Source organism: candidate division WOR-3 bacterium, assembly GCA_039801085.1.
In the GTDB taxonomy this organism is placed as follows: domain Bacteria; phylum Hydrothermota; class Tepidihabitantia; order Tepidihabitantales; family Tepidihabitantaceae; genus JAOABP01.
Genome location: JBDRTY010000002.1, coordinates 186,537 through 198,704, shown reverse-complemented (window position 1 = coordinate 198,704; position 12,168 = coordinate 186,537). Strand labels below are relative to the sequence as shown.

The window sequence follows — 12,168 nt, the reverse complement described above, 5'->3', positions numbered from 1 at the left end:
CCCTTTACCGCCGCCTGAGCCGCAGCCGGGCAGTCAGAACCCGCTCCCCCTGGAAAAACCAGGCGGCAAGGAGCACCAGAATCACCGCAAACAGCCCGGTATAAACGATGCCGAAGATGATCAGCCGGTAATTGCCGAAGATCAGCGCCTGCGGCACGAGAAATGGATAGGAAAAGGGGATCGCCAGCACCAGCAGCCGCAGGGGCAGGGAAAGGGTGCTGATGTCAAACATCAGGACAAAGAAATAGGGGATCAGGCAGAGCATCATCAGCGGGGTGATGTTTGCCTGCGCACTCTTGGCATCCTCGGAGAAAACCGCCAGCAGGGTCGCCAGTGCCAGCGCCGCCATGATCGCCAGAAACAGCGTAATCCCGAGCACAACCACCCCTTCAGTTGTCAGGCTCAGCCCCAGCCCGCTGATCCCGGCTGATGGCACCTCGGTCCTGCCTTCAGCAAAGCCGGTGGTGTAATACCCCATCGCCAGCATGAAGACCGCGGAAATGACCACCGCCGCAATCGCCGCCCCGAGCATCTTGCCGGCAACAATCAGCACCCGGCTCACCGGCACGGTCAAAAGCGTCTCCAGGGTCTTGTTCTCCTTCTCCTGACCGATTGAGGCAGCAATCATCTGACTTGCATAGATGATGACCAAAAGCAGAATGATCGGCACCAGAAAGGTCTGACCGAGCAGAAGCCCCTGCGCCTGCTCTGGACTGCCCGGTGCCACCCTGCCTTTGAGCACCACATACTCCTGCTTCCGCAGCGGATGCTGGACCGCCTCCGGCTCCAGCCCGCCTGCAAGCCGTTCAATCTGCTGCCGGGCAAGGACCGAATCCAGCCGGGCAAGCGCGGTCTTCACCTTTGCCCCGCGCATCGTCTGGCCGAAGGAGAGCCCGCGCAGGGGTGTATACACCTCAAGCCCAACCGGCTCAAACCGCTCCAGCCGGACATCCGCACTCTCCGGCACCCGGACCAGCGCCACCCAGTTTCCGCTTTTCTGAATCAGCGCCGAATCGAGCGGTCCGGAAAACCGGTGTGCGGTCAACCCGCTCTGCCCGAGCAGCCGGACAATCAGATCGGATACCGGACCCGAATCAGCGCTGACCACCAGCACCGGCTGCGGTGCCTCTGCCCGCTTCCGCTCACCGCGCAGCATCCTGCCGATAAAGAGAAACAGCACCAGCACCGCCACAAACGGCACAAGCATCCGCACCGTCAGCAGCTCCTGCATCTCCTTCCAGACCAGTGTCCCGAGAAACCTCATCCTGCCGCCTTGAGAAAAACCTGCTCCAGATTTTCCGCCCCGAACTGTGCCTTCAGTTCCGCGGGTGAGCCGGTGGCGATCAGCCTGCCCTGCCGGATGATACCCACCCGGTCGGAAAGAAACTCCACCTCCAGCATATTGTGCGAGGAGAGCAGCACGGTCGTGCCCGAGCGGGCGAAATCCCGGATGATCTTCCGGACCTCGGTCGCATTCTCCACATCCAGACCTGAGGTCGGCTCATCCAGAATCGCCAGCTTCGGTCCGCTCATCAGCGCCCGGGCTAAAAGCAGTTTTCTTGCCATCCCCTTGGAATAGGTCCGCACCCGGTCTTTGATCCTTGTGCCCAGACCGGCGATCTCCATTCCCCGCTCCACGAGCCGGTCCCGCTCCACCGTATCGCCGGAATAGAATGTTGCCATGAACCGCAGATACTCCAGTCCGGAGAGGTTTCTGTATGCCCCGGCATCCTCCGGCAGATAGGAAATCAGCCTCCGGACCGCCTGCGCCTCCCGGACCACATCATTGCCGAAGACCGCAACCGTGCCCGAGCTGGGCAGAAGCAGGGTGGCAACGACCCGCAGGGTGGTGGTCTTGCCCGAACCGTTCGGTCCGATCAGCCCGAAGATCTCACCGGGCCGGACCGTGAAGGAAAGGTTGTCAACTGCGGTCAGCGCGCCGAACCGGCGCACCAGACTCCGCACTTCAACCGCAAACTCCATTCCCAAGTTTAACAATTAAAACCCGCACCCGCAAGCTGTGCCGTAAAAACCCGAGCTCAATTTAACCGGTCATTATGACCTGCCGGTATTCTCCATCCGGAATTCCTTGTTCACTTCGCACCCTTCCGTCATTTAGGGCGAAGCACAGCCGGCTCGAAGAATCGCTTTTGCCGGGCAAAATGAATACCGAGAAGCGATTTCTCTACTCCGCTCCGCCTCCGGCTTCGCTCCGGTCGCAATGACCGGATGTTGGCAGTGCTCCGGTTAAGATGGCCTTAATCTTACGGCCGTGCCGTGCTCTTCCTTGCTGTCATTCCGAGCGAGGCGTAAGCCGAGTCGAGGAATCCCTTTTGCAATGCAAAATGAATACAGAGGAGCGATTTCTCGACTCCGCCCATTCGGGGCGTCGCTCGAAATGACAAGAGATAAAAAAGGTGCCGGGAGAAATGACTACTAAAAAGAGGTGCTGACCGCTGCACTCGAAATCACAGATGCAAAGCCTCAGGATCTGTTTAAAGTGAAGCGGTAACAAACCGCTGATGTCAGCAGGAGCTCGCCGGAAAACTGATGATAAAAACCTTTCCTTTTTCTGCGGATATTGACAGCACCCCTCCTGAAAATATGATATCCCAACTGTGAATTTTGAATTCCAGTCGCTGAAGGAAAGTATAGCCACAACGCTGAGAAGCGGTATTTACAGCATTGAAAAACTCGGCAGTGCCCTTGGTCTGGACCAGCCCTTTGTTGAAAATTTTTTTAAAATTGTTGTGCCGGCAGCGACTGCCGGTCAACCGCTGTTTCTGGGCACAATCTGGCTTGTTTACTCCTTCTTTGAACAGTGCAAAAAATCAAAAATCAGCCTTGAACAGAAAAATTTGGATCAACTGAAACAGGAGTTTGAACAATACACTCAGGACTATAACAAGCTGACTGAAAAATGGAAATCCTACATTACCGCCTGCGGGCTGAAACCGCTGACCTCAGTTCTGAGCACAATTGACCGGAGCCGGGCAGAAACAGACAAACAGCAGTTCTGCTCCGGTTTCAAGCCCACCTGGAATGTCATTATTGATAATTTTGACATCAGACGGGCGCTGAAAGATAAAATTCTGGATACCATCAAAAAGGGTAAAAACATCCTCCTCCTGGGGAACAGCGGTTCGGGAAAGTCGGTCCTGATGATGCGTCTCGCTTATGACCTTTTTCAGCAGGAGTACTGTCCCTTTATCAGCGACGGCAAAATCGATGCTCAGAAGGCGCTCCACTATCTGCAGGAGCCGGAGTTCAACGGTCAGAAGAAACTGGTTTTCATTGATAATGTCGCACTTTATAAGGATGAGGTTGTAAGCCTGATCAACAACATCCATACTCAAAGCCTTGATATCCCTCTGATACTGGTGGAACAGACCGCTGTCTGGGAGGTTAATGTTCGGGAAAATCTCGCTCCATATAATTTTGAAAAATTTGAGCTCCAGCTGACTGAGAGCGAAGCCGGGGATTATATTAAGAGGTTTCGCGGCAAGCCGGAAATGGTTGCCCTTGCGCAGGGTATATTCCCGATGCTTGTGATGCTCGTCAGCACCGGCAAAGCTTCATTTGATAAGGCGGTTGATGACTTCTGGAATCCGCTCACACCCCAACAGCAGGAGCTGATGACCCCGCTCCTGATTGTCAACCGATATGGTTTAGATTATCCCGAGGACATTTTCACTGAACTTTATGACAATGAGGTAAATCTGGCAGAACTGGAGAGGAAGCGGGTGATCAGCCGGAGCCAAAACCGGATTTCCACCTGGCACCCATTCATATCTCGAAAAATAATAACCGACCGGCTGAGGCTCAGCAACCAAACCATCCGTAATCATCTTGGAAAAATTGCAAAGGCATCAAACCTGAACTCCAGCCACACCGAATTCCTTTTTTCGCTGGCAACCGCAGTTCTGATTGAACATTCTTCAGGACCGGTTAAAGACAAAAATCTTGTTGATGCAGAAATACAAATGCTTACCCGGGCAATCGAGCTCAAGCCCGATTACGCCGATGCCTACACCAACCGCGGAGTGGCCTATGCAGATCAGGGCAAGCTGGACACAGCAATCCAGGACTTCTCCAAGGCAATCAAGCTCAAACCCGACGACCCCAAAGCATATAACAACCGCGGAAACGCCTATGCAAAAAAGGGCGAGCTGGACACAGCAATCCAGGACTACTCCAAGACAATCAAGCTCAAACCCGACGACCCCAAAGCATATAACAACCGCGGAAACGCCTATTACCAAAAGGGCGAGCTGGACACAGCAATCCAGGACTTCTCCGAGGCAATCAAGCTCAAACCCGACGACCCCGAAGCATATAACAACCGCGGAGCCACCTATTACCTGAAGGGCGAGCTGGACACAGCAATCCAGGACTACTCAACGGCAATCAAGCTCAAGCCCGACTACCCCAAAGCCTATTTCAACCGCGGAAACGCCTATGAAGATCAGGGCAAGCTGGAGCAGGCAGTCCGGGACTGGCAGAAGGCTATAGAGCTTGAGCCGGAGCTGCTGGCCGAGGAGATAATCAAGAAGATTAAGCGGTTTCAGCGGTCAGGGGAATAAAACCCGTCTGCTCTCACCCGATTTCACTCCGCAGTAATTTTTCCAGCCTCTCCAGCAGTTCCGGGTCCAGACCCCGGACCGTCCATTTGTAGCGCCGGATCTGAATCTCGGTTGCGAGGTCCTGGTCCCGCCGGGTGCGATACAGCTTTTCCAGCTCCAGGGCAAAGGAGTAATACAGCCGCCGGGCTGGAGGCGCCACCCCTGCCTGTCCGGTAAGCTCACAGACCAGCCGGTAAATCCGGTCCGCCTTTATCGCATACAGGTAGTAGTTTGCCACCATCCTGGACCTCTGCCGGGCAAAATGCAGGGCGATATCGTCCGGGTCCTGCCGTTTGAGGTAGTTGAGCACCTGCTGTTCAACCCGGCTGATGCCGGGTGCATTCCGTTTTTTCATACTTTTCCTCCTTTCGTTCTCCATCCAGTTAGAGCCTTAAATCCGCCCGGATTTCACCGTTAATCTGCCTGTTTATCCAAGTTATATTTTATCATATATTTACATAATCACACCCCCGAAATCCCTGCCCTGCCCGCAGTTCCCCCCACCGCGGGCAGGAGTCTGTCCGCCCCGGTTTCTGTCTGCCGAGTCCGGTGTCAGTCCGGCACAAACCGGCTGAAGGGTTTGACATTCCACCTTTTCTCCGCTATGATTTAGCCAAGGGCGATTAGCTCAGTTGGCGAGAGCGCCTCCCTTACAAGGAGGAGGTCACCTGTTCAATTCAGGTATCGCCCATTTTCTGTTTTTAAGGCGAAAACTGAAACCTTTTGAATTTCTCTGCTGTCTAATGAAAAGTAGGGGGTCGGGATGGGAGTGCGAGGTGTTTGAAAAGGCATAATTTACAATATCAGGTGCAAATTCTAAAAAGGAGGAGTGATGAAGATTAAACCATTACAGGATCGAATCCTCGTAGAACGGGTTGAAGAGGAAGTAAAGAAGGGCGGGATTATCATCCCGGATACCGCCAAGGAGAAACCCCAGCAGGGTAAGGTGATTGCGGTCGGACCGGGCCGAATCGACGACAAGGGCAACCGGATTCCGATGGAGGTGAAGAAGGGTGACTACATCCTGTTCGGCAAGTATTCCGGGAACGAGATCCGGATCGGTGATGAGGAGTATCTGATCATGCGCGAGGACGATGTCCTGGCGATCATTGAGAAGGAAAACAAATAAGGAGGAGCGAAAATGCCAGCAAAGCAGTTGAAATTTGAAGAGGATGCCCGAAGGGCGATTCTGCGCGGTGCGGAACAGCTTGCCCATGCGGTCAAGGTGACCCTTGGTCCGCGCGGCCACAATGTCCTGATTGACAAGAAGTGGGGTGCGCCGACCGTGACCAAGGACGGCGTTACCGTCGCCAAGGAGATTGAGCTTGAGGACAAGTTTGAAAACATGGGCGCCCAGATGATCAAGGAGGTGGCGTCCAAGACCTCAGATATTGCCGGTGACGGCACCACCACCGCCACGGTTCTTGCCGAGGCGATCTATCGCGAGGGACTGAAGAATGTTACCGCCGGTGCCAATGCGATGGCACTGAAGCGGGGCATTGACAAGGCGGTGGAAGCGGCGGTTGCCGAACTCAAGCGCATCTCCAAGAAGACCGCAGGCCGCGAGGAGATCGAGCAGGTTGCCACCATCTCCGCCAACAATGACAAGGAGATCGGCAAGCTGATCGCCGATGCGATGGAGAAGGTGGGCAAGGAGGGCGTGATCACGGTTGAGGAGGCAAAGTCGGTTGAGACCACGCTTGAGGTCGTTGAGGGTATGCAGTTTGACCGCGGCTACCTCTCGCCCTACTTTGCGCTTGAACCGGGCACCACCTCACCCCAGAACCAGAAGATGGAGGCGATCCTTGAGGATGCCTTTGTCCTGCTCTATGAGAAGAAGATCTCCTCAATGCGCGACCTGCTGCCAATCCTGGAGAAGGTCGCCCAGCGCGGCAAGCCGATCCTGGTGATTGCGGAAGAGGTTGAGGGTGAGGCGCTCGCCGGCCTGGTGGTCAACCACATCAAGGGCACGCTCCGCTGCTGTGCGGTCAAGGCACCGGGCTACGGTGACCGGCGCCGGGCGATGATGGAGGATATCGCCATCCTCACCGGTGGCAGACTGATCTCCGAGGACCTGGGTATCAAGCTGGAGAATGTCCAGATTTCCGATCTCGGCATCGCCAAGCGGGTGGTGATCGACAAGGAGAATACCACCATCGTTGAGGGTGCGGGCAAGAAGGCGGACATTCAGGCACGGATTGAGCAGATCCGCAAGCAGATTGAGGAGACCAAGTCCGACTACGACCGGGAGAAACTGCAGGAACGGCTGGCGAAGCTTGCCGGCGGTGTGGCGGTGATCAATGTCGGTGCCGCAACCGAGGTGGAGATGAAGAATAAGAAGGCGCTGGTTGAGGACGCCCTGCACGCCACCCGGGCGGCGGTGGAAGAGGGTGTGGTCCCGGGCGGTGGCGTGGCACTGGTGCGCTGCATCCCGGCGCTGGAGAAGCTGAAGGTTGAGGGTGATGAGCAGATTGGCGTCAACATCGTCAAGCGGGCGCTGGAGGAGCCGATCCGTCAGCTCGCCCAGAATGCCGGAGTTGACGGCTCGATCGTGTTCAACCGCGTCAAGGAGGAGAAGGGCAGTTTCGGCTTCAACTGCGAGACCCTGGAATACGGCGACATGTTCGAGATGGGCATCATCGACCCGACCAAGGTCACCCGGGTTGCGCTCCAGAATGCGGCGAGCGTTGCCGGACTGATGATCACCACCGAGTGCGCGATTACCGAACTGCCGGAAAAGGAAAAGACCCCGCCGACTCCGGGCGGCTACGGCGGTGAGTATTAATCACACCTCCGGACCGGAGCGCCCCGCTGCGGGCGCTCCGGTCTTTAAGAAGGTGAAAGGAAGCGCCTGATATGCCAACCTACGAATATCACTGCAAGCGCTGCGGACACCGCTTCAGCCAGTTTCAGCGCATCACCGAACCGCCGGTGAAGAAATGCCCCAAGTGCGGGAAAAACGGCAAAGTGGAACGGCTGATCTCCGGCGGCTCGGGCCTGATCTTCAAGGGCTCAGGCTTCTACATTACCGATTACGCCCGCAAGTCCGGTGCGGATAAGGGCGGAGAAAAATCGGGTTCAGAAGGTTCTGCCAGAAAAGAGGGGAAAAAGGAAAATCAGACCCCATAAACTCTGGTTGAGAAAATTTACCGCAAGAAATTTGTAAGTTATGAATTCATTGAAAGATAGAATTCCAGAAATCGGATTAAAATCCTGCTTGACAAAGGGTTTCGGGCAATTATAATATAGTTACAGAGATATCGTTCTTTGATAATTCGGATGTAACCCAAGCGTGCTCGGGTTGTGCCAATCAATTCCTGACAAGCTTTTCGCTTGAAGGGTTTGATCCTGGCCCAGGACTAGCGCTGGCGGTGTGTCTTAGACATGCAAGTCGAGCGGGGCACAGTGTGGTAGCAATACCGTGCTGTGCTTAGCGGCGAACGGGTGAGTAATACAAGGGTAACCATCCCCGGGGAGGAGCATAACCCGCCGAAAGGCGGGCTAATTCTCCATATTCTGTCGGGAAGGCATCTTCCTGACAGGAAAGGTGCCGCAAGGTGCCGCCCTGGGACGGGCCCTTGGCCTATCAGCTTGATGGCGGGGTAAAAGCCCACCATGGCTGAGACGGGTAGCTGGCGTGAGAGCGTGACCAGCCACAGGGGAACTGCGACACGGTCCCCACTCCTACGGGAGGCAGCAGTCTAGAAATTTGGGCAATGGGCGAAAGCCTGACCCAGCGACACCGCGTGGAGGATGAAGTCCTTCGGGATGTAAACTCCTGTCAGGGGGAACGAAGCCCCTTGACAACAAGGGGTGACGGTACCCCCAGAGGAAGCCCCGGCTAACTACGTGCCAGCAGCCGCGGTAATACGTAGGGGGCAAGCGCTGTCCGGATTCACTGGGTGTAAAGGGTGTGTAGGCGGGCTGGCGTGTCGATGGTGAAAGCCCTCCGCTCAACGGAGGAACTGCTGTCGAAACTACCAGCCTTGAGGACGGGAGAGGGAGCCGGAACTTCCGGTGTAGCGGTAAAATGCGTGGATATCGGAAGGAACGCCGATGGCGAAGGCAGGCTCCTGGAACGTTCCTGACGCTGAAACACGAAAGCTAGGGGAGCAAACAGGATTAGATACCCTGGTAGTCCTAGCCGTAAACGATGCACACTGGGCGTGCCCGGTTTCGGGCGTGCCGCAGCTAACGCGCTAAGTGTGCCACCTGGGGACTACGGCCGCAAGGTTGAAACTCAAAGGAATTGACGGGGACCCGCACAAGCGGTGGAGGATGTGGTTTAATTCGATGCTACGCGAAGAACCTTACCTGGGTTTGACATGCCGGTGGTAGTGACCCGAAAGGGAAGCGACCCGGGATTTTCTCGGGAGCCGGCACAGGTGCTGCATGGCTGTCGTCAGCTCGTGCCGTGAGGTGTATGGTTAAGTCCCACAACGAGCGCAACCCCTGCCCTTAGTTGCCAACCCGCGAGGGTGCACTCTAAGGGGACTGCCTCCGTTAAGGAGGAGGAAGGTGGGGATGACGTCAAGTCAGCATGGCCTTTATGCCCAGGGCTACACACGTCCTACAGTGGCCGTTACAATGGGTTGCGACGTCGCGAGGCGGAGCTAATCCCATAAAAGCGGCCATGGTTCGGATTGCAGGCTGCAACTCGCCTGCATGAAGATGGAATCGCTAGTAATCGCAGATCAGCATGCTGCGGTGAATACGTTCCCGGGTCTTGTACACACCGCCCGTCACGCCATGGGAGCCGGCAATACCTGAAGTCCCTCTTTACGAGGGCCCAAGGTAGGGCTGGTGACTGGGGCGAAGTCGTAACAAGGTAGCCGTACGGGAACGTGCGGCTGGATCACCTCCTTTCTACGAGTTTCGCACAACCCGGGCACGCTTATTGATGTTACATCCGGTACCGATCTTTGAAAAGTGAAGGCCGCGGGGTGGGGCCTTCATCTTTTTTTATTGGGGTTTCTGAATCGCCTTATGCCGGGCGCACCAGGAACACCAGCTGCCGCTCAATACCGGTAAAAGGAAGACGCACCGTCTCAACCCGGTCGAGCTTCAGCTTCAGTCGCTCGAGGAGCCGGGCGTTTCTTTTCAGTTCCGCCTCCCAGCCCGCCGATTTGTAAAGAATCATAATTCCCCCGGGCTTGAGATGGCGGACCGAATGACGCAGGGTCAGCTTCAACTCGCCGGTCAGCCGGCTTAAAATCACATCGCAGTCCAGCGGTGGCAGGCTCTCAGCACGGGCACAGAACAGCCGGATATTTTTGAGTTCCAGCCCGGCGGTCACCTGCACGAGAAACCGGCACTTCTTCTGCACCGATTCGATCAGCAAAACGGTCAGGTCCTGCCGGACTATCGCCAGCGGTACTCCGGGCAGTCCGGCACCGGTGCCGATATCGGCGCAGACCCGAGCCTCGGGGATGAACCGGGAAACCGCCAGGGAGTCAATGATGTGATAGCTGAAGATCCGGCTGGTGTCTCTGCGGGAAATCAGGTTGATCTTTTCATTTTCCGCTGTGAGTTCTGCCTGATAACGGACCAGCAGGCTGAACTGTTCCCGGTTGAGGCTCACCCCCAGCTGCCGGCAGGCAGGAGCAAAGGTCTGATAATCAGGCAGCCGGAGAAGCGGTGATTCCGGCGCGGGGGCAGATGTCACTGAACCTTGTCCGGCGGCTCGCCGATGTAAATATCAGTTTCGAGGTAGTCGTTGAATTCAGTCCACCGCACCCCGGAATTTTTTTCAATTGCCGAGCGGAAGATCGCCAGCCGGGAATCCAGATAGTCCAGAAAGAAGACGAGAAAGGCTTCGGGAAACTTTGGCGTCTTGGGCGCCCCGAATTCATGCTCGCCGTGATGGGCAAGAATGATATGCAGAACCTGCTTTTCCAGCTCGGACGGAAAGCCCGCAATCGTGCGGATTTTGTCCGCCACCAGCTGATAACCGAGCACAATATGCCCGAGGAGCTTGCCCTCGTCGGTATGTTCAATCGCCTGCCCGGCGGTATATTCACGGACCTTCCCGATGTCGTGCAGGATGCAGCCGGTGAGGAGCAAATCCCGGTCAATTTCCGGATAGACCTCAGGCAGCTGGACCGCCAGCCGGCACATCATCACCGTATGCTCCAGAAGTCCGCCGAGCCAGGCATGGTGCACCCGGACCGCTGCCGGTGCCTGAACAAACTGTTCAGCAAAACGGGCATCATCAAAGAATGCCTTAAGCAGCTGCTGGAGCCAGGGGTTCTGAATTCGGGCGATATAACCCTTGAGTTCGCTCATCAGCTCAGCGGGGTTGAACCTGGACACCGGGATGAAATCCGCCTTGGACACCTGAACCGGCTCCACCGGATAGACCGCACTGACCGTCAGCTGCAGTTTCCCCTGGTAGTCGCCGACCCGGCCCTGAACATGGCAGAAACTGCCCTCGGCGATGTAGGTAATTCCGTCCTCAATCTTATCCCACATGATTGCTGACATGGCACCGGTCCGGTCCCGGATTTCAAAGGTCAGAAACTGCCCGCCATCACGGCGGTCCTTGATGTCCCGGCGTGAGCACCAGAACACATCGTTAACCAGCGTCCCCGGTTTCAGATCCTTGACAAACTGACGCTTCATCGGAGATTTACAGGCTGAACCCGAGGCTCAGCCGGTGCGAAAAACCGAGGACCCCCATCGGCAAGAAGGAATAGTCAATCTGATAGCGGTCATAACGGATACCGAGCCCGGCACCAAAGCCGGCAAGCAGTCCGCCGAGCGTACCGTCATTCCAGTCACTGCCGCGGGAATCGTAGCCGGCACGCAGAACAATGTAACTGCCTGCCCAGCCTTCCACCCCGCCGCCGAAGCGGAAGCGGTCAGCTCTTGATTTATGAACGCCGAACCCGAGGCTGAGTGCCGGCACCGGCTGCCAGACCGCACCGAGCGCAAGATCCAGCGGGAGCGGATCCCGGTAGTCACCGAAGGGCTTGATCTGGAGTCCGAGGTTACTGACCCCGGCACCGATTGACAGATGGTAATCCGGGAGATGGTACACCGCCCCGGCATCGCCCGCAACCCCGACACTGAAGAAGGTATCAATACTGCCGTAGAGCCCGTTCAGAGACAGCCCGAAATCAATTCGGTCCGCAACGGTCTGCGCCCCGGCAATCTTCAGGCTGGCAAACGACACCCCGAATGTACCCAGCTCCTCTCCCTGCTCATTGGTCCGCTTCATCGTCCCGGAGTTCAGGTAATAGAAACCGGCACCAAAACCGCGCCCCGGGGCAACGAGCTGGCGGTAGGCAGCCGAACCCGCATTCACCCCTGCCGGATAGTTCATGTAGCTGAACTGCGCCTCCGGCGCAGTGCTGACCAAGATTTGCGCCGGATTGTAATAAAATGCAAACGCACCGCTTCCTGCTGCCGGATTGAAACTGCCGATGACCGCTTCCCGGGCGGTCGGCGGAATGAGCAGAAAATCAAAGGTTGCCGTTCCCGTTGCCGGGGACGCGCTGATCAACCCGAGCATGATGAAAATACCCATCATTAAAGGTTAAACCGG

The 12,168-nt window shown here is 56.4% G+C and carries 11 protein-coding genes, 1 tRNA gene and 1 rRNA gene; 6 read left to right on the top strand and 7 right to left on the bottom strand.

Annotated features, from left to right (window positions below; genetic code table 11):
• Window positions 1–4: 4 nt before the first annotated feature.
• Window positions 5–1,264, bottom strand: coding sequence for an ABC transporter permease (locus tag ABIK48_05195; GenBank protein MEO0021551.1), 1,260 nt, complete (start codon window positions 1,262–1,264; stop codon window positions 5–7).
• Window positions 1,261–1,983 carry an ABC transporter ATP-binding protein gene (locus ABIK48_05190; GenBank protein MEO0021550.1) on the bottom strand — a complete coding sequence of 241 codons (723 nt, stop codon included), beginning with the start codon at window positions 1,981–1,983 and terminating at the stop codon, window positions 1,261–1,263. The genes ABIK48_05195 and ABIK48_05190 overlap by 4 nt, the downstream gene beginning before the upstream one ends.
• A gap of 635 nt (window positions 1,984–2,618) precedes the next feature.
• Between ABIK48_05190 and ABIK48_05185 the strand changes: the two genes are divergently transcribed.
• Window positions 2,619–4,583, top strand: coding sequence for a tetratricopeptide repeat protein (locus ABIK48_05185; protein MEO0021549.1), 1,965 nt, complete (start codon window positions 2,619–2,621; stop codon window positions 4,581–4,583).
• A gap of 13 nt (window positions 4,584–4,596) precedes the next feature.
• On the opposite strand, the gene ABIK48_05180 is transcribed toward ABIK48_05185, so the two are convergent.
• Window positions 4,597–4,977 carry a hypothetical protein gene (locus ABIK48_05180; protein MEO0021548.1) on the bottom strand — a complete coding sequence of 127 codons (381 nt, stop codon included), beginning with the start codon at window positions 4,975–4,977 and terminating at the stop codon, window positions 4,597–4,599.
• A gap of 99 nt (window positions 4,978–5,076) precedes the next feature.
• Entirely contained in the window at window positions 5,077–5,214 is a 138-nt protein-coding gene (locus ABIK48_05175; GenBank protein MEO0021547.1) for a hypothetical protein, read from the bottom strand.
• 25 nt (window positions 5,215–5,239) lie between these two features.
• Between ABIK48_05175 and ABIK48_05170 the strand changes: the two genes are divergently transcribed.
• The 5 genes from ABIK48_05170 to ABIK48_05150 all read left to right on the top strand — a co-directional run bounded on the left by ABIK48_05170 (window position 5,240) and on the right by ABIK48_05150 (window position 9,488).
• Window positions 5,240–5,313 (top strand) — tRNA-Val (locus ABIK48_05170).
• A gap of 141 nt (window positions 5,314–5,454) precedes the next feature.
• Entirely contained in the window at window positions 5,455–5,751 is a 297-nt protein-coding gene (gene groES, locus ABIK48_05165) for a co-chaperone GroES (protein ID MEO0021546.1), read from the top strand.
• Between the two features lie 12 nt (window positions 5,752–5,763).
• The gene (groL, locus tag ABIK48_05160) at window positions 5,764–7,407 is read left to right on the top strand and encodes a chaperonin GroEL (protein ID MEO0021545.1); all 1,644 of its coding nucleotides are present in this window, start codon (window positions 5,764–5,766) and stop codon (window positions 7,405–7,407) included.
• Window positions 7,408–7,478: 71 nt separating this feature from the next.
• Window positions 7,479–7,751, top strand: a complete 273-nt coding sequence (locus tag ABIK48_05155) for a zinc ribbon domain-containing protein (protein ID MEO0021544.1) — start codon at window positions 7,479–7,481, stop codon at window positions 7,749–7,751.
• Between the two features lie 201 nt (window positions 7,752–7,952).
• Window positions 7,953–9,488: ribosomal RNA gene (locus ABIK48_05150) — 16S ribosomal RNA — on the top strand.
• A gap of 118 nt (window positions 9,489–9,606) precedes the next feature.
• Here ABIK48_05150 and rsmG read toward each other — a convergent pair.
• Genes rsmG through ABIK48_05135 form a run of 3 tightly spaced genes read right to left on the bottom strand, consistent with a single transcriptional unit; the run spans window position 9,607 to window position 12,150 of the window.
• The gene (gene rsmG, locus ABIK48_05145) at window positions 9,607–10,287 is read right to left on the bottom strand and encodes a 16S rRNA (guanine(527)-N(7))-methyltransferase RsmG (protein ID MEO0021543.1); all 681 of its coding nucleotides are present in this window, start codon (window positions 10,285–10,287) and stop codon (window positions 9,607–9,609) included.
• Window positions 10,284–11,243 carry an HD domain-containing protein gene (locus tag ABIK48_05140; protein MEO0021542.1) on the bottom strand — a complete coding sequence of 320 codons (960 nt, stop codon included), beginning with the start codon at window positions 11,241–11,243 and terminating at the stop codon, window positions 10,284–10,286. Before ABIK48_05140 ends, rsmG begins: the two co-directional genes overlap by 4 nt.
• A gap of 7 nt (window positions 11,244–11,250) precedes the next feature.
• Complete coding sequence (locus ABIK48_05135; GenBank protein ID MEO0021541.1) at window positions 11,251–12,150, bottom strand: PorV/PorQ family protein; 900 nt, start codon at window positions 12,148–12,150, stop codon at window positions 11,251–11,253.
• Between the last annotated feature and the right edge of the window lie 18 nt (window positions 12,151–12,168).

Coding starts and splice junctions, on each gene's coding strand:
- ABIK48_05195 (MEO0021551.1), bottom strand. CDS start 1,264: ATGAGGTTTCTCGGGACACTGGTCTGGAAGGAGATGCAGGAGCTGCTG.
- ABIK48_05190 (MEO0021550.1), bottom strand. CDS start 1,983: ATGGAGTTTGCGGTTGAAGTGCGGAGTCTGGTGCGCCGGTTCGGCGCG.
- ABIK48_05180 (MEO0021548.1), bottom strand. CDS start 4,977: ATGAAAAAACGGAATGCACCCGGCATCAGCCGGGTTGAACAGCAGGTG.
- groES (MEO0021546.1), top strand. CDS start 5,455: ATGAAGATTAAACCATTACAGGATCGAATCCTCGTAGAACGGGTTGAA.
- groL (MEO0021545.1), top strand. CDS start 5,764: ATGCCAGCAAAGCAGTTGAAATTTGAAGAGGATGCCCGAAGGGCGATT.
- ABIK48_05155 (MEO0021544.1), top strand. CDS start 7,479: ATGCCAACCTACGAATATCACTGCAAGCGCTGCGGACACCGCTTCAGC.
- ABIK48_05140 (MEO0021542.1), bottom strand. CDS start 11,243: ATGAAGCGTCAGTTTGTCAAGGATCTGAAACCGGGGACGCTGGTTAAC.
- ABIK48_05135 (MEO0021541.1), bottom strand. CDS start 12,150: ATGGGTATTTTCATCATGCTCGGGTTGATCAGCGCGTCCCCGGCAACG.